12 protein-coding genes are annotated in these 17,696 nt (G+C 70.1%); 4 read left to right on the top strand and 8 right to left on the bottom strand.

The window, feature by feature from the left end; translation table 11 throughout:
- Nucleotides 1–275 precede the first annotated feature (275 nt).
- Both AB0N16_RS05635 and AB0N16_RS05630 read right to left on the bottom strand, forming a co-directional pair.
- On the bottom strand, nt 276–1,760 hold the full coding sequence (locus tag AB0N16_RS05635; protein WP_365793378.1) for a UDP-N-acetylmuramoyl-L-alanyl-D-glutamate--2,6-diaminopimelate ligase: 1,485 nt from the start codon (nt 1,758–1,760) through the stop codon (nt 276–278).
- Nucleotides 1,761–2,543: 783 nt separating this feature from the next.
- A complete protein-coding gene (locus AB0N16_RS05630; protein ID WP_365793376.1) occupies nt 2,544–3,161 on the bottom strand; it encodes a TetR/AcrR family transcriptional regulator in 618 nt (205 codons plus the stop codon).
- Between the two features lie 111 nt (nt 3,162–3,272).
- Here AB0N16_RS05630 and AB0N16_RS05625 point away from each other — a divergent pair, with 111 nt between their 5' ends.
- Nucleotides 3,273–4,184, top strand: a complete 912-nt coding sequence (locus AB0N16_RS05625) for an alpha/beta fold hydrolase (RefSeq protein ID WP_365793374.1) — start codon at nt 3,273–3,275, stop codon at nt 4,182–4,184.
- A 112-nt stretch (nt 4,185–4,296) separates the two neighbouring features.
- Nucleotides 4,297–4,428: a hypothetical protein gene (locus AB0N16_RS05620; protein WP_365793372.1), complete on the top strand. Its 132-nt coding sequence runs from the start codon at nt 4,297–4,299 to the stop codon at nt 4,426–4,428.
- A 67-nt stretch (nt 4,429–4,495) separates the two neighbouring features.
- Here the strand turns inward: AB0N16_RS05620 and sbnA are convergent, their stop codons facing one another.
- The 6 genes from sbnA to AB0N16_RS05590 form a co-directional block, all read right to left on the bottom strand.
- Nucleotides 4,496–5,566, bottom strand: a complete 1,071-nt coding sequence (sbnA, locus tag AB0N16_RS05615) for a 2,3-diaminopropionate biosynthesis protein SbnA (protein ID WP_365793370.1) — start codon at nt 5,564–5,566, stop codon at nt 4,496–4,498.
- Between the two features lie 36 nt (nt 5,567–5,602).
- Nucleotides 5,603–6,673: a 2,3-diaminopropionate biosynthesis protein SbnB gene (gene sbnB / locus AB0N16_RS05610; RefSeq protein WP_365793368.1), complete on the bottom strand. Its 1,071-nt coding sequence runs from the start codon at nt 6,671–6,673 to the stop codon at nt 5,603–5,605.
- Nucleotides 6,670–7,674 (bottom strand): TauD/TfdA family dioxygenase, encoded by a 1,005-nt coding sequence (locus tag AB0N16_RS05605; RefSeq protein ID WP_365793366.1) that lies wholly within the window; start codon nt 7,672–7,674, stop codon nt 6,670–6,672. Before AB0N16_RS05605 ends, sbnB begins: the two co-directional genes overlap by 4 nt.
- 41 nt (nt 7,675–7,715) lie before the next feature.
- Entirely contained in the window at nt 7,716–10,967 is a 3,252-nt protein-coding gene (locus AB0N16_RS05600; RefSeq protein ID WP_365793364.1) for an amino acid adenylation domain-containing protein, read from the bottom strand.
- A 13-nt stretch (nt 10,968–10,980) separates the two neighbouring features.
- Nucleotides 10,981–13,560, bottom strand: coding sequence for a Pls/PosA family non-ribosomal peptide synthetase (locus AB0N16_RS05595; RefSeq protein WP_365793362.1), 2,580 nt, complete (start codon nt 13,558–13,560; stop codon nt 10,981–10,983).
- 397 nt (nt 13,561–13,957) lie between these two features.
- The gene (locus AB0N16_RS05590; protein ID WP_352224989.1) at nt 13,958–14,173 is read right to left on the bottom strand and encodes a hypothetical protein; all 216 of its coding nucleotides are present in this window, start codon (nt 14,171–14,173) and stop codon (nt 13,958–13,960) included.
- Between the two features lie 437 nt (nt 14,174–14,610).
- Here AB0N16_RS05590 and AB0N16_RS05585 point away from each other — a divergent pair, with 437 nt between their 5' ends.
- Both AB0N16_RS05585 and AB0N16_RS05580 read left to right on the top strand, forming a co-directional pair.
- Nucleotides 14,611–15,138, top strand: a complete 528-nt coding sequence (locus AB0N16_RS05585; RefSeq protein ID WP_365793360.1) for a hypothetical protein — start codon at nt 14,611–14,613, stop codon at nt 15,136–15,138.
- Between the two features lie 318 nt (nt 15,139–15,456).
- The gene (locus AB0N16_RS05580; protein WP_365793358.1) at nt 15,457–17,595 is read left to right on the top strand and encodes a hypothetical protein; all 2,139 of its coding nucleotides are present in this window, start codon (nt 15,457–15,459) and stop codon (nt 17,593–17,595) included.
- Nucleotides 17,596–17,696 lie beyond the last annotated feature (101 nt).

The following is a 17,696-nucleotide window of genomic DNA, read 5'->3' as shown; positions in this document are numbered from 1 at the left end:
CGGCCCCAGGGGCGGTACGCCGACGGAGTCCGCCGAGACCATCGAACTGTGGCAGGGGAACAGGCCAGTTCATCGCCCTGTCCCTGCGCTACGGCACGGCCGGCCGGCCCGAGACGGGCCGACCCCAGCCTGCCCCGGTCAGCGCCATGAGGCGTCCACGTCGACGGAAACGCGGGCGGCCCGCACGTCCCCCAGGTAGCCGCGGGGCCACAAGGTCCCGCACGTCCTCGTCCCGGCACTGCGACCGGCGCCGGGCGTCAGGAAGGCCGGTACGCCTACCGCGTGGCGAGTTCGCGTACCGTTGCCATGTCGCTGAACGGCAGCAGTTCCTCGTTGACGATCTGGTAGGGCTCGCTGCCTTTGCCCGCGATCAGGATGACGTCGCCGTGCCCTGCGGCGGACAGGGCGAAGGAGATGGCGCGGCGGCGGTCGGTGAACCGCTCGAAAGGGGTGCCGCTCGCGAGCAGGCCCGGGACGATCTGATCCATGATCGCCCGGGGGTCTTCGTTCCGGGGATTGTCCGATGTGAGAACGCACAGGTCGGAGTAGGTGCCTGCGATCTCCCCCATCCGGGCGCGCTTGGTGACGTCCCGGTCCCCGCCGCAGCCGAAGACGGTGACCACCCGGCCGGAGGCGAAGCCGCGGATGGTGGTCAGCACCTTCTCCAGTGAGTCCGGGGAGTGCGCATAGTCCACGATGACGGACGTGCCGTCCGGGGTCTCGTAGCGTTCGAACCTTCCCGGGATCGGGGGCATCTGCTCGAGTGCGGCGACAAGTCCTGCCAGGTCGTGCCCGATGAGGTGGCAGGCCGCCACAGTGGCCAGTGCGTTGGAGACGGAGAAGCGTCCAGGCACGGGGATCGCCGCCGGATACTTGTGGCCGTCGTGGTGCAGGGTGAAGCGGATGCCGGCCGCCTCCATGGCGAGGTCGGTCGCCCGGTAGTCCGCCTCCGCGTCGATGCCGTACGTGACGACCGCGCCGGGCATCATCGCCCCGATGCGGGCTCCGACCGGGTCGTCGGCGTTGACCACCGCATGCCGGCACAGCCCCTGGAACAGACGCAGTTTGGCGTCCCGGTAGTTCTCCATGGTGCCGTGGTCGTCCAAATGATCCTGCGTCAGGTTGGTGAACACCCCTATGTCGATGAACGAGTGGTCGAGGCGGTGGGTCAGCAGGCCCATCGACGTGGCTTCGAGCGCCACGGTGCCGACACCGCGGTCGCGCATGTACCCGAGCAGATACTGGAAGTCCGGCGACTCCGGTGTGGTCAGTACCGACCTCGGCATCGGGATCAGTTCGTCGCCGATCCGGCTGCCGCCCGTCCCGATGACCCCCACCCTGGCGTGCTCGGCGATCCTCAGCACCGACTCCACCATGGAGGAAACCGACGTCTTCCCGTTGGTGCCCGTGACGGCCACCATCTTCATCTGCCGGCCCGGCTCCCCGTGGTAGCGGGAGGCGACGACCGCGGCCGCTTTGCGCGTGTCCGCGACGGCCACGACGCATACACCAGCTGCCGACGCCCAGGTCGCGACCGGAAGTCGCGCCGCCGCGGAGTCGATGAGTATGGCCAGCGCGCCGCGTGCGAGAGCCGGTCCGACGGACTCGGGGCCGCCCTCGCGATGACCGGGTACCGCGATGAACAGGGATCCCGGAGCGGCGCGGTGGGCGTCGAAGCAGACGCCTCCGGTGATCCTCGTCTCCGGATCGCCCTCGATGACTTCATGATCGTGCCCGGCGAGCAGCTCGCTCAGCTTCACAGGGGTCCTCTCGGAGATGCGCCGGCTGCCGGTCGTCCGGCGGTCGGCACGCAGGCGGCGCCCAGGGCACCAACGGATGAGAAAGCAGGACATTGTGGCGAGGACCGTCGCCGTGCGGTCGCAGAGGTGGGGAGGGGTGACCGCGCAGAAAATGGCGCCTACAGGGGCGGCATGATCTGGGAAATCCCCGGAATTACCCGGAATCGCTAGCCGTGACCGTGCAACGCGCGACAGCAGATCGCCGGCGCGTTCACCGGGTCGACCGCCGTCGCGCACGCGGTGGACGGGCACAGGGCACGAGCGGCCTGGAACAGGCACTCCCGCACTGCGCATCCGCGACCCATGTGTGGAGTGTACGTCCAGCCGCGGGGGCGATCGTCCATTGCCGCTCGTTCGCGCATGTGCGTCACTGCTGCCACGCAGTCTCCGGCGCCCGCCCCGCGAGGAACGCCCTGCGCTGGCACAGCCGCGAGGCAGTGACCTCAGCCGCCATTACCGTCTCACCGTTGTTGCGGCCGACCCTCAGCACAGCCACCGTCGTACTCCTACTCAAAGCCCGGTGGGGGAGAACCACGTCGGTTCTCCCCCACCGGGCTGGGGTATGGGCCGATCAGCGGAGGGCGGCCTCGAACGCCTTCGCGTGGTCGGCCGTTCCGGAAGCCTTCGGATGGCACGACTTCACCGAGGCGGGCTTGCCGGCATCCGGTGAGGACCCGAGCGCTCGCCGGACCACGCGGAGAGCCGGTTCTGCTACGAAGCCCCGCGCGTCGAGTCTGCTGTCCGTCAGCCGACCGCCTCACCGCTGCGGAAGATTCGGTTCAGACGGTGGTCCAAAACCGCGGCGGCGGACTCCGGGCTGCGCTGGCCGACGAGAACGCCGGTGCCGAGTCCCGCGGACATGGCGAGCAGGCCGGCCGCCTCCAACCGCGCGTCCACGCCCGGCTCGAGCAGCGCCGCATCCTGCGCCTGCCGGAGGAGTTCGGTGAGGGCCGCTTCGGCGGCATCGGGGTTCTTGATGAAGGGCTGGGCTGCCAGAGCCCGGTCGCTCACGGCCAGAACGGCGTACGAGGTGTAGATGTAGTGGAAGGTGCGGCTCTCGTCGTCCGTCGGCAGCGCCGCCGTCAGCAGCGCCTCGACCATCGCCCGCGGCCCCGCCCCGTCCCCGGCGACTCGGACGCGGGCGGAGACCCGCTCCCCGAACCTCTTCGCCAGATACTCGAGCCCGAAGAGCAGCAACTTCTCCTTGGTCTGGAAGTAGTACTGCACCAGTCGCAGTGACACGCCCGCCTCCGCTGCCACATCGCGCATCCCCACGGCATGCAGCCCACGTCGTCCGGCGACCCGGACGAGCGCCTCCGCGATCTCGGTGCGCCGTTCTGCGTGGTCCACCCGTCTGGGCATCGGCCGGTTCTCCGCTCGTCGTTCCCGCCATGGCTCCCTCTGGACCTTTGATGATACAGCTGTACCAACATCATGGTACGTTCGTATCACAAAACCGAGACCGGAGGGGCCATGCCCGAGACCGTTGCCCGACCTCAGGCCGATGTCGGCCGCTATGTGAGCGAAGCCTGGCGGGAGCGCTACTTCGCGGCCTGCGATGCGGTCTACGCGCTGGGAGCGCCCGCGCGTGCCGAAGAGGACGTGGAGACGTCCTTCGGTACCACGCACGTCTATCGCTACGGCCCCACGGACGAAGCCGCCCGGTCCCGCACCCCCGTGGTTCTGGTGCACGGGGCGGGCTCCTGCTCCGCCATGTGGTACCCGAACACGCCCGCCCTCAGCGCGGACCGCCCGGTCTACGCGATCGACACCCTGGGTGATCCCGGCCGCAGTGTGCAGGACGAGCCGATCCACCAACCCGAACGCGCCGCACAGTGGCTGGACGAGACTCTCGCCGGACTCGGCCTCGACCGCGTGCATCTCGTGGGCACCTCGTACGGCGGATGGCTCGCCCTGAACCTGGCGCACCGCAGGCCCGGTCGCCTCGCCTCGGTCACCCTGCTCGACCCCGGCGGCCTGGAGAAGGTGGGCTTGCGCTTCTTCGTCTGGATCTTCGCCAGCCTCTTCGCGACCTTCGCGCCGAAGGCACTCCGCCCGCGGCTGGCGGCCTGGCTGGAACAGCCGGTCCTCGTCGTGCCGGAACTACGCACGATGATCAGAACGGCCACCCGCGCCTACCGCATACGCCGCCCCGTTCCGCTTCCCCTGTCCGAGGAGGAACTGTCCGCCATCCGGACTCCGCTCTATCTGGTACTCGGCAAGCGAAGCCTCCTGGTGCACCCGCGGCGGCAGGCCGAGCGCGTACCGCGCCTGGTTCCCGGCGCCCGAGCCGACATCATCTCCGGCACGGGCCACGGGCCGCAGATCGACCACGCCGAGGAGATCAACCGCAGGATGCTGGACTTCATGGCCTCGGTCGGCTGACAACCACCCACGCCAACGCACCCGGAACAGTGGCGCCGCCGGCTCGGGAACGGGAGGCGTTCCGGGAGCCGGTGCGGGTCCGGCACGCCCCGTTGTCGGGTAGGTGCGGGGCATGGTCGCCTCGGCGGCACCGGTCCTGGTCGGCCGCCGGCTCACGCGCGGCGCGCACCGGCGCACGGTTCCGCTGGTTGCCGTGCCGGCGGGCGCGGCTCTGTTGAGCGGCGTCGGCCTGCTGCTGACATGAGCCTCCCGGTGGCCCTCGGACGCTGCCGGTGCGGCGGTGTCCGAGGGACTGCGCCGGGTGCCAGGTGTCAGGTGCTGCGGCGGCGGGCCGGTGCGCGTGACGCGGACTTGGGTTCCCGGGGTGGGGGGTTCGTCTGTACGGCGGCGTCGGTGACGTCCGTGACGTCCGTGACGTCGGTGACGTCGGTGTCGAGCACCTGATCGCCGTACAGGTCGTGCAGCCAGTTGGTCTGGTAGATGGTGTCGAGGTAGCGCTCGCCCAGGTCCGGGGCGATGGCCACCGTGGTGAGGTCATGCGCGTCGTGCCGGGACAGCCAGTCCGTCGCGCCGCTGACCACGGTGCCGGTGGAGCCGCCGAACAGGAAGCCGTTCCTGGCCATGCGGTGACACATCCGGATGGTGTCCGGCTCGTCCACCCGGATCACCTCGTCGACGAGGGACTCGTCGAGCAACGGCGGCCGCATGCTCATGCCCAGGCCCGGGATCATCCGGCGGCCCGGCTCGCCGCCGAACGCCACCGAGCCGGCCGCGTCCACGGCGACGATCCGCACCGGCCGGGACAACTCGCGGAAGTAGCGCGCACAGCCCATCAGGGTTCCGGTGGTGCCGGCCCCGACGAACAGCACGTCCAGCTCCGGGAACCGGCGGGCGATCTCCGGGGCCGTCGTACGATAGTGGGCCAGCCAGTTGCCGGCGTTGGTGTACTGGCTGAGCCAGACGTATCGGTCGTCGGAGGCGCACAGCGAGCGGACGTAGTCGATCCGCTTGCCCAGGAACCCGCCGTTGGAGTCCTGGTCGGCCACGATGTGCACCTCGCTGCCGAGCGCCTCCATGAGGAGTCTGGTCGACAGGTTGCACCGGGAGTCCGTCACACACAGAAACCGGTAGCCCTTGCTTGCTGCGATCATGCTGAGCGCGACGCCGAGGTTTCCGGAGGAGGACTCCACGAGGACGGAATCCGCTGTCAGGATTCCGTCCCGCTCGGCGCTCTCCACCATCTCGTTCGCGGCCTTCAACTTGATGGATCCGGCGAAGTTGAAGGCCTCGCACTTCAGGTAGAGCGGGTATCCGCAGATCGATGCGAGATCGACGAAGAGGTCGCCCTCGTTGAAGGCGTGGGGAGCGGATATGACGGGCACGGCGGGCCTCCTGGTGCCGGGCCGAGGACCACGGCCTCAGCCGTACCGACGCAGTTCGTGGAAGAAGTCATCGATGAGACGCAGGTCCCCCGCCCGGGACACCTCGTCGTAGACGTGCTTGCCGACGGCGAGGTCGAGGACGCCGAGTCCGAAGGGCGAGAAGATCACCGGTCGGTCGGTCGGCGGCGCGGCCCGTCCGGCCATGACGTCGCCGAGGGTTCCGTTCAGGAAGTCACGGTTGCCGCTGAGCTGTTCGGCCAGGTGGGGCGACGTGTCGGCCTTGAGGCAGTGTTCGACGTCGTCGACGAAGTTGGCCGAACCCAGCAGGATCTCCGGGGCGAGGTCGCGCAGGGAGACGTGCAGGACCAGCGGGTTGTGGGCGAACAGGGCCTGGTCGGTCACGTGCGGCCGGCCGGCGATGGTGGCGAAGACCACGAGGTCGCTGGCGCGGACCAGGTCCTCGGCGGTGTCGTGGACGGTGATGTGCGCGGTGCTGCCGGTCTTCCGCAGGTAGCCGCGGAACCCGGCGGAGCTGTCGGCGGACACGTCGTGCACGCCGATCTCGTCGAAGTCCCAGCCCGTGCCGGCCAGGAAGGTGTGGATGTAACGGGCGATCAGACCCGTACCGAAGAATCCGACCCGGGTGGGGCGGGTGCGGTTGCGGCTGAGCCAGTCGGCGGCCAACGCCGCGGAGGCCGCCGTCCTGGTGGCGCTGATGATCGAGCTCTCCAGGCAGGCGAACGGGTAGCCGGTGTCGTGGTCGTTGAGGACGAGCACCGCGGACGCCCGGGGCAGCCCGGCACTCACGTTCTCCGGGAAGCTGGAGACCCACTTCAGGCCGTCCACCTGGAACGGGCCGCCGAGGGAGGCCGGCAGCGCGATGATCCGCGAGGTGGGTCGGTCGGTGAAGCGCAGGAAGTACGACGGCGGGTTGACCGAGTCTCCTGCGTCGTGCAGCCGGTAGACGGTCTCGACCAGCTCCACGAGCTGTTTCTCGCGGCCGCTCAGCGCCCGCTGCACCTGCTCGCCGGTGATCACCGCGAAGGTCGGCACGGCGGGCCGGTCGGGCTCCGCGGACCGGGTGGCGGTCGACAGGGTGTCGGTCATCGCTCGCTCGCCTCCAGGGCCGGGCAGTCGTCGGTGGGCCGCAGGGACTCGCCCAGGCCGACCAGCACCTGGCGTTCTCCGGTGAACGCCTCTCTGCTGTGTGCGGTGCGGATGTTGTCCACGAGCAGCAGGTCACCGGCCTGCCAGGGTTCGCGCCTGGTGTGCGCCTCGTAGGTGCTGTTGATGAGCCGGACGACGTCCTCGCCGATCGGGGTGCCGTCGCCGTGGCGGGTGTTGAACGGCAGTCCGTCCGGGCCGTAGACGTCGAGCAGGTACTCGCGCACTTCCGGGTCCAGCGTCCATTCGTTGAGGAAGGCGATCTGGTTGAACCAGCAGCGCCGGCCGGTGACCGGGTGCCGGACGACGGCGGGGCGGCGTTGCTCGGTGCGCAGGGTCCCGTCGGGCTGCCAGGTGCACCTGATGGCGTTCGTCCGGCAGTAGTGCTCGATCTCGGCGCGGTCGGCGGTGCCGAACGACTCCGCGAGGCTCGCCCCGATCTCGTCGTTGTAGCTGCGGGTCAGGATCCAGCCCTCCCGCTCGAACCGTTCGGTGAGTCCGGTGGGCAGCGCCCGCAGTACCTCTTCGGCGTCGGCCACCGCCGTCGCCCCGCCCTGCTGGGGCGCGGTGAGACAGGCGAACAGCATGAGGCCGGGCACCTGCTGCTGGTAACTCAGCTCGTGGTGCATGCACATCGGCTGGTTGTCCGGCCAGGGCGTGGAGGAGTAGAGCCCCCGGCCGTGGGCCTCGCGGGGGGCGAAGGCCTCGCGCTCCGTCATGAGGTCACCGGCCAGCCGGGCGAAGACGGCACCGGTCTGGCCGGCGTCGCGCAGTCCGAGGCCGCGGACGACCAGCGCCCCGTGCTCGGTGACCTGTGCGCGCAGCGCCTCGCGGTGCTCGGCCGTCCACCTCGGGGCGTCGTCGGGGGGATCGACGCACAGCAGTGCCGGTTTGTCCGGCCGCAGCTCCACGTCGAGTGGTGATGCCAGGGATGAGGACGGCATCTCGTTTTCCTTTCGGTCGACCGCCTGGGGTGTGACGGGGGTCAGGAGGAGGCGAGGGGGAGGACGGTGTTCAGGACGGCCTGCGCCGTCTCGACCGGACGGGTGCGCAGGAAGTGGTGGCCCCCGTCGGCGAGTTCGTGGAGATCGACGTGGTCGGCCAGGAGCTGCCAGTCCCGGTGGCGCTGGGCGTGGCCGGCGGTGTGCGGGTCGTCGGCGGCGACGACCACCGAGACCGGCGCGGTCAGTTTGACCGGCGGCGGGGCTTCGAGGGCCTGGTGGAAGTAGCGGTGCGCGGCGACGCAGTCGTGGCGGTAGGCGGCGGCGATGTGTTCGGCGTGCGGCGCGTCGAGTTCCACGAGTTCCGCGTAGCCGCCGTCCGCGGTCAGCCGCTCGGCGATCTCGGCGTCGCTGCCGGCGGTCAGTTCGACGATGGCGTTGAACCGGTCGGCGGCGGTGCCGAGCAGCTGGGCGGCGAGGAAGACCCGGGCCACGTGCACGCCCTGCTCCTGGAGCCTTCGGGCGGTCTCGACGGCCGCCGCGGTTCCCGAGGAGTGGCCCCACAGCACGACCCGGGTCAGACCACGGTCCGTGATCTCGGCGACGGTCCGCTCGGCCACCTGCTCGATCGACGCGAACGGCTCGGGGGGCGCGGCCAGGTTGTGGCCGGGCAGGTCCACGGCGAGGACCGGCAGGCCGCTGCCCGCCAGCGCGCTCGCCATCGGCTGGTAGTTGACGGCGTTGCCGCCCGCGTACGGGAAGCAGACCAGGGCACACTCCGAGGTGCGGCTCCCGCCCGACAGGGGCAGCAGCAGTTCGGGGCGCTGCCGGGCCGTGCCGTCGAGGAGGGCGGCCAGGTCGGCCAGGACCGGGTGCCGGGTGATGTCCTTCAGGGACACCGCACGGTCGAGGGCGAGGCTGAGTCTGACCGCGGTGAGGGAGGTGCCGCCGGCGTCGAAGAAGTGGTCCGTGCGGCCGATCCGCCGCTCGGGCACACCCAGCAGTTCGGCCCAGGCCGCGGCCAGCCGCCGTTCGGTCGGGCTGAGCGGGGCGGCGTCGTCCGCGGTCTCCGTGTCCGGTGCCGACCGCTCGGCCAGGGCGGTGAGGGCCTTTCGGTCGATCTTGCCGTTGGCGGTCAGCGGCAGGCTGTCCTGCCAGTGGAAGGCAGACGGCACCATGTAGGCGGGCAGGGCCGCGCCGAGTGCCTTGCGCAGGGTCTCCGGTTCCTGCTCGTCGCCGGCGTAGAAGGCGATCAACTGCTTGCCGCCGCCGCTCCGTTCGGCGACGACCACGGCGCCGTCCCGTACCCCGTCCACCCGCAGCAGGGAGTTCTCGATCTCGCCGATCTCGATCCGGAAGCCGCGGATCTTGACCTGGTTGTCGCGGCGGCCGAGGAACTCCAGCTTGCCGCCGGGATGCCAGCGGCCCCAGTCCCCGCCCAGGTAGAGCCGTTCACCGGGCCGGTACGGGTCGGTCCGGTACGCCTCCCGGGTGCGTTCGGGATCGTTGACGTACCCGCGGCCCACGCAGACACCGGAGAACGCGATCAGTCCGGGGGCGCCCAGCGGTACCAACGACAGGTGCTCGTCCACGACATGGACGCGTACGTTGTTGACGGGCCGCCCCAGCAGCACCCGTTCGGGTACCTCTCGGAGGACCTCGTGGTTGGTGTCGTCCGAAGTCTCCGTCAGCCCGTAGGCGTTGAGCAGCTCGATGCCCGGCTGGACCGCGAACCAGCGCTGGACCAGCTCCCGTTTGAGTGCCTCGCCGGTCACCGACACACAGCGCAGGTCCGGGAGCATCCGCGGGTGCCGCTCCAGATAGGAGACGACGACCTCCAGATAGGACGGCACGAGCTGCGCCACCGCGACCCGGCCGCGTTCCAGGGTGCCGACGAACCGCTCCACGTCGGTGATCACGTCCTGCTCGACGAGCAGGGTCCGCCCGCCCACGAGCAGCGGGGCGAGCAGTTGCCACAGGGAGATGTCGAAGCACTGCGGGGCGGTCTGCGCGACCACCGATCCCTCGCCGATCGCCAGGTCGTCGATCTTGGCGTGGAGATGGTTGAGCATGCCCGCGTGCTCGCACATCGCGCCTTTGGGCTCGCCGGTGGAGCCGGACGTGAAGTAGATGTAGGCGAGTTGACCGGGCTCGACCCGGATGCCGGGGTCGTCGTCGGCGTGCGACTCGGCGTACGCCGTCTCCACCAGGAGCTTCTCGACGCCGTCCAGGGTGGCCAGCGCCTCGTCGAGAGTGCGGGTGCTGCCGGACTCGGTCAGGACCAGCCGGCATTCCGCCCGGGACAGCGTCGCCGCGATCCGGCCGGCCGGGAAGTGCGGTTCGATCGGCAGATAGGCGCCGCCCGCCTTGAACACCGCCAGCACGGCCGCCAGCCAGTCGAGGTCGCGCTCGGTGACGACGGCGACGACGTCCTCCCGGCCCAGGCCCCTGGCCAGCAGTGCGCGCGCCAGCCGGTTGGCCCGCCGGTCGAGTTCGCCGTACGTCCACTGGCGTTCGCCGTGTACGGCGGCCACCGCCTCCGGATGCGTGCGGGCGCGCTGCTCGAACAGTTCGTGTGCCCGCGCGTCCGGCAGCGGGCGGTCGGGCCCGGCCAGGCCTTCCAGCTGCTCGCGTTCCTCCTCGGCGGACAGCAGGTTCTGCCGGGTGTGGTCGGCGTCCGGCTCCGCGGTCATCAGCCGCAGCGCCGTCAGGTGGTAGCCGCCGATGCGGGCCGCGGCCCGGGCGTCGAGTACGTCCGTGCGGTACCGCAGGAGCAGCGTCAGCCGTCCGTCCCGGTCGGACCAGCGCACGTGCAGGACACCGTCGTCGGCATGGGTCCGGTCGGCTCCCGTCGGCCCGAAGACGATCTCGTACGGCGGCTCCGTCAGCCCGAGTTCCCGCCGCAGTTCGGCCACCGGGAAGTCGCGGTGGGCCAGCACCTGCGCCTCGGCGTCGCGAGCGGCCGCGAGCAGGGCGGGCCAGGGCCCGGCGGGGACGGACGCCCGGCACGGCAGCGGCTCGCCCTCCACGCCGGTGGTGTACCCGGTGACCACCTCGGGTTCGCCGGAGAGCGCGGCCAGCACCTTGAGGTGCGCGGCCAGCATCAGCGCGCCGACCGGCAGGCGCCGTTGCCCGGCCAGTTCCCGCACCGCCCGCGTCGTGTCGTCCGGCACGGGTATCTCGTGCTCGGCCGCACCCTGGACCGGTTGCGGAGCCCACCGCGGCACGGCGGTGGCACCGCCGGCGGTCAGTACCCGGCTCCAGAACTCCCGGTCCGATTCCACGCGCGTTCCCATCGAATGGCCTTCCTCAACTCAGGTTCGCCGGGGCGGCGTCGGCTGCTGACGTGGTCCGGCCGGTGACACCGGGCGGCCTGTCGCTGTCCGGCATGTCGACCGCGGGATTGCCGCCCCACTGTGCGTTCGGGGGGACTTCCTCGCCCTTCATGAGGAAGGAGTCGGGCGCCAGCACCGAGCCGTCGCCCATGGTCACGCCGTAGTGCACATGGGCACCCACGCCGAGGGTGCAGCCGGTGCCGAGCGTGGTGACGTCGGACTTGAAGGTGCCGTCCTCCTGCGAGTGGCACTGGATCTTGCTGCCGGCGTTGAGGGTGCAGTCGTCGCCGATGGTGGTGAGCGTCCGCTCGGTCATGTAGACGCCGTCGTCGAACACCCTGCTGCCGATGCGGACCCCCAGCAGCCGCCAGACCAGGGTCTTGAACGGGGTGCCGTTGAAAAGGTTGAGGTAGTGGTCCGGAACCTTCCACAGCCGCTCGTGCCACCAGAAGTACGGGTCGTAGATGGAGCACAACCGGGGGCGCAGCGCTCGGAACGAGGCGATGCAGCGCTCCACCAGGACGAAGTAGGCGGTGGAGAAGACGAGCGTGAAGGCCAGGTATCCGCCGATCACCAATTGTCCGACCACGCCGTACAGGTCCACGGAGGCGAGTCCGAACAGGGTGAGCGCGAAGGTGTGCAGCCAGCGCACGAGCAGCATGCCCGCCATGGAGCGGAGGTTGTAGCGGTTCTTGGCGGCGAGCCGGCGGCGCAGTGTGTCGCCGGTTCTGAGGTGGTCGAACCGGGTGTCGCGGTCCACCGTGCGGGGGATCTCGAAGCACGGTGAGCCGAGGAGGCCCACGCCTTGCCGGATCTCGCCGTCGAGGGGAACCATCACCTTCGTCGCCAGCAGGCAGTTGTCGCCCGTCCTGCCGCCCGCCGGATAGGCGATGTTGTTGCCCAGGAAGTTGTGCGGCCCGATCACCACCCTGGACAACCGGAAGGACGTGCTGGAGAAGTCCGCGTTGAGCACGGAGAGGCCGTCGGCGACCATCGTTCCGCTGCCGACGGTGACCAGCAGGGGCGACTCGTGCTGCACTTCGGTGCCGAAGTTCGACCCGGTCTGCTCGACGCGTGACAGGTCGTATCCGATGCCCCGGAGATAGTGGACGATGTACGAGCTGTCCCCGAAGAGCCAGGCGAAGAACTTGATGTTCGTCATCCGGGCCGTGGTCCGCTGCAGCACGTAGTGGAATCCGTAGAGCGGATAGACCTTGTCGGGCCTGAGGACCAGACCCACCAGACGCGGAACCGTGCACAGGACCAGCAGGCCCAGGACGACGAACCCGAAGAACAGGACGAAGGAGAGCACGAGGGCGTCGGGGAGCAGTTCGGAGGGGCTGAGCGCGACCGACTGCGGGTCGAGTCGCTTGCCGATCGCCGGGACCTCGGTGAAGAGCATGTACACACCGCCGACGAGCAACGGGATGTACACGAGGAGCAGCTGTGTCAGCGTGCCGAAGCCGAACCAGGCCCGGCGCAGGGTGCCGCACGGGGCAGGAGCGACCCTGGCGTAGTCGACCCGGGTGGGTTCCGCCGGGGATCCGTGCCAGTGCTCGCCGTCCGGGACCGCCTGGCCGCGGTACAGGGCGGACGAGTGGCCGAGCTGGGCACCGTCGCCCATCGAGGTGTCGATGTCCAGGACGGTCTTCTCGCCGACGAGGACGCCCTCGCCGAGGGTGATCCGGCCGGTCTGGATGTGCCCCGCGCCGGCCCGGTAGCAGAGGAGGAAGGAGTCCTTGCGGATCACCGTGCCCGCGCCGATCGTCAGGAGGTCGGTGCAGACCGGGACGGTGCGGGAGAGGATCGTGACCCCCTTGCCGATCCGTGCGCCGAGGGCCCGCAGGTACAGCACGTACAGCGGGGTCCCGGCGAGGAAGACCATCGGATTGGCGTGGATCAGCACCTTGACGAGCCAGAAGCGCAGATACGCCAGGCCCCAGACGGGGAACTCACCGGACCGCCAGCGGCCGACGAGCAGCCATTTGGCGACGATCGGGAAGGCGCACAGCGCCACGAACGCGATGCCTCCGAACAGCACCGACCGCAGATAGATGTCGGCCAGGCCCGAACCGGCGGCGATCCACTCGTAACCCGCGGCGGTGACGAATCCGGAGACCAGTGAGTAGCCCAGGAAGACCAGCAGCTGGACGGTCCCGCAGAGCAGGTGGGTGCGCCGCTTCCCGCGCGTCACCGGGGCCGGCGGCGGGGGCGCCGCCGGGGACGGGGCGTCCGCCGGACCGGCGGCGGGCGTGGTGTCCCCGAGCGCCGTGGCCAGACTCTGGATCGTGGGGTGCCGGTAGATGTCCTTCATGGACGGGGAGGGCAGATCCGCGGTCTTGCGTATTCGTGCGCAGAACTGGGCCATGACCAGGGAGTTGGCGCCGAGGTCGGTGAAGAAGTGGCCGTCGACCGGAACGCTCTCGGCGCCCAGCAGGTCGGCCAGCGCCCGCGCGAGCCGCCGCTCGGTCTCGGCCCCCCTACGGCCGGTGTCGCTCAGTGCGACGACGGATTCATCCGGCTCCGAAACGACCTCGGAGGACTGTTCCACCATGCGATCTCCTGGAGAACGTGGATGTTCCTGATCACGAACCGGCGGATTCAGTTTGTCCAGAGAGATCTATGTCTGCCACTTTTGCCCTTGATTTAACTGTTCGGAAAGAATGATTCTCCAGGCCTTATCCCCCGGGATTCTGGCTGGGACGGTCCCTACGCGGTTCACCCACATGGCGGTCCCCCAACCGGCGGCGCGCGCCCCCTCGGCCGGACCGCAGGGGGAAACGGGACGCGGCCGGGCGGTCGCTGTCAGACCAGGGACTCGCCTGATATCCAGGAGTCACGGCCGGGCGGCCTCCGGCACGCCATGACGGCAATCGTGGCCTTACGAGCACGCCAACGCTCCGGGCCACGACCCTGTGCGGGCCACGTCCCGGCAGGGAGCCGCGCCCGGATCAGCCGGCGGCCGTCCAGGCCTTGGGCCCCATGCCGCGCCACTCGATCAGGTCCGGGTCGTCGACCGTGGTATTGGCCTCGGGCAGCCCGGCCCGGCGCAGGAACTCGACCACGTCGAGCAGGTGATACGCGGTACCGACGTACTCTCCGCGGATGGTCACCCGCCTGCCACCGTCGGGGCCCGGCGGCTGCACCACCACAGGCGCGTCTTTCATGATTGCCGAATGCCCCGTACCGGGCCGGGTCATGCGGGAGCAGCACATACGTATACACATCGTTCCGGCCGGCAGCTACGGTCGCCGCGCCCGAGTCCGGCCCCGCGCCGGGCCTCAGGGCGCGCCACCGGTGCGAGGGCGGGCGGGGCCGGAAAGCAGCGGATGGCCGAGATTCCCCGGGAGGCCGGGGGACGGGAGTGACGTTCGGTGCGTCCGGTACACGCCAATAACAACCGCCCGGAGGGCGCGGGCGGCGCTCGGCGCCGGACCGGGCGGCAGCTCCGGCGCACGCCGGTCACGTGCCCGTTCGACCCGACGATGCCGCCTTCACGGCCCGGTCACATATCTCTCACGATGCGCACGCTTTCAGTCACTTAGCGTGCCTGCTCGATCGCCGGTAGGAGACGCCCCGCGTTCTGGCTGCCTAGCCTCCGCCCATGCGATCACCACTGATGAGACGCTTCGGCCTCGGTGCCGTTCTCGCTCTCGCCCTCGCCGTCTTCGGGCTGGTCCCCAGCGCGAGCGCCGACCCGGCACCGGCGGAGCTCACTTTCGCCACGAACGCCGCGACCACCACGCCCGGCGGCACGGTGAACCTGTCGATGACGATCACCAACTACAAGACGTACGACATCTGGTTCGTGTACCAGACGATCGACCCGACCTATCTGACCACGCAGCGCCCCGACCTGAAGTACAGCTTCACCGGCTGCAGCCTGGCCGCGACCGACGGCACCAGCACCGCCTGCTCCGGCACCGGGCCCACCAACCTCGGCACCGACTACGGCGCCACCGTCCCGCCCGGGCAGAGCCGCACCGTCACGCTGACGCTGAGCGTCGCCGCCGACTCCGGCTGCAACGGCAACATCGGCTTCTACTCATACTTCTACGCCGAGTTCAGCGACTCCACGAACACCAGCGGCGGGCCGGTCTACACACCCGAGACGCGCGTCCTGTGCGCCTGACGGCCTGTCGGGGCTGACCTGAAAGGGTCTGCGACCAGCCAGTGGTCCGAGACCGGGCGCGCTCTCCCGCAGAGAGGTCCCGGCCTGCACCGCGGACGGAAAATCCGGCAACTCGGTTCCATCGCCGGCCTGTTGGGCGCCTGCTCTTTTCCGTCATGTTTCGCGACCCGACCACGAAAGCTACACACAGACACCACTATGTGACGCGACGGATGCGTCGACGAACTGGCCTCTCAGAGGGAGGCCGGCGTCGGCGCAAGGGGTGCGTCCGCTCTACGGAGCCGTACTCACCCCCGCCCGGGGAGGGGACTTCACCGCATGAAGCGGACCTTACGCACGACCGTGCTCACGGTCGGTGCGCTCATAGCCACGCTCGGCCTGCCGGCCGACGCGGCCCATGCCGACGACGCACCCAGAATCGACCTGCGGGTGTTGGTGGTCAGTGACGGGGGGCCGTCCACCGACGCCATCGCAGCCGAACTCACCGAAGCCGGCACGCCGTTCACCGAGATCGACCTGACCCAGTCCGGACGACAGGTGATCGACACGGCCTTCCTCGCCGACACCGTCGACGGACGGGCGCGCGCCAAGTTCCAGGCCGTGGTACTGCCCAACGACAACCCGTTCGCCACCGGTTCGACCGAGATGGCCGCACTCACAGCGTACGAACAGGTTTACCAGATACCCCAAGTCGATGCCTATACCTACGCACGCCCGGAAGCCGGTTTGCAGTACCCGGTCGGCAGCTCCGGCTACTCCGGCAGCATCGACGGCACCCAGGCCCAGGTGACCGACGCCGGCAAGGCGGGCCCCTTCGGCTACCTCGACGGCACCGTGCCCTTCGAGGACAACGACCCGTCCGTGGGCGAGAGTTACGCCTACCTCGCACAGCCGGCGGCCGGCGCCGACTTCACTCCCTACGTCGAGGCGACGATCCCGGGGTCGTCCACCAAGGGCTCCCTGGTCGGCGAGTACCGGCACGACGGCCGGCGCGAACTCGTCGTCACCTTCGTCTACAACCAGTACCAGGAGCAGTTCCGGCTGCTGGCCCGCGGCATCGTCGAGTGGATGACCGGCGGGCTGCACCTCGGCGCCTCCCGCAACTACTTCGCCGTGCACGTGGACGACGTGTTCGCCGAGGACGACCGCTGGAACAGCGACCTCAACTGCACACCCGGTGACGTCGACTGCACCGATTCCGGCGCCACGGCCGACCCGATCCGGATGACGGCCGACGACGTCGACTACGCCGCGGCCTGGGAACAGAGCAAGAACCTCACCTTCGACCTCGCCTTCAACGGCTCCGGCAGCGTCGACCAGCGCGAGGACGACAACGGCGTCGACCAGCTCGCCGACCAGCTGATCGCGGACAAGAGCGAGTTCCGCTGGATCAACCACACCTACACGCACGCCTTCCTCGGCTGCGTGCAGAACACCACCGTGGTGCCGTGGGTCTGCGAGACCAACGCCGACGGCAGCACCAAATGGGTCGGCGAGAGCGACATCTCCGACGAGATCGCTACCAACCGGGTCTGGGCCCAGACCAACGGACTCCCCCTGGAGAACGACGAGTTGGTCACGGGCGAGCACTCCGGGATGCGGATCCTGCCGCAGCAGCCCGACGACAACCCGAACCTGGCGCCCGCCCTCGCCGCCAACGGCATCGACTGGCTCGGCTCCGACAACTCCCGTGACCCGCAGCAGCGTCAGGTCGGCGCGGCCGAGACCGTGCCCCGCTACCCGATGAACATCTTCTACAACGTGGGCAAGGCCTCCGAGGAGGTCGACGAGTACAACTGGCTGTACACCAGCCGCGCCCAGGGCGGCAGCGGCATCTGCGAGGACAACCCCACGACCACCACGTGTCTGTCGCAGCCGCTGGACACCAGCACCGGCTACGCCGACCAGATCGTGCCGCTGGAGACCCGGATCGACCTCGGGCACGTGCTGTCCAACGACCCCCGGCCGCACTACATCCACCAGTCGAACCTCTCCGAGGACCGGATCGCCTACCCGGTGCTGAACGGCGTACTGGACGGGTACCAGGCCCTGTTCGCGGCCAACACCCCTGTGGTGAACCTGCGGTTGAAGGACATCGGGACCGAGCTGAAGCGCCGCGCGGAGTGGCAGGCCGCCCTCCAGGCCGGCCAGGTCACCGCCTACCGCATCGGTGACGCCGTGACCGTCGAGGCACCGGCCGGCCTGGAGGTCACCGCGACCCTGCCGAGCGGGACCACGGTGGGCGGCGCCGCGTTCGGCTCGGCGTACGCGGGCGCGGTCTCCGGCTGGACCCCCTCGACGGGCGACCCGATCAGCCTCACCCTGCCCGCCACCACCGCGACCCCGGCCGTCACGGCCGCCGGCTCCAGCGCCCCGGCCACGGAGCCCGCGCCCGACACCCAGGTCCCGGCGGGGGTGGCCGATCCGCGCCCCGCCACCGTCACCGTCACCAACTGAACAGCGCTCCGCCGCACCGACGACCGAAGCAAGAACAGATCCGCGGTTCCGGCCGCCCGCCGGCGGCCGGAACCGGCATTGCCTCCCCCACCACTCGGCCG

The organism is Streptomyces sp. NPDC051105 (assembly GCF_040682795.1).
Lineage (GTDB): Bacteria > Actinomycetota > Actinomycetes > Streptomycetales > Streptomycetaceae > Streptomyces.
Note: the sequence above shows the minus strand (reverse complement) of the source record. Positions and strands in the feature narration are given on the sequence as shown.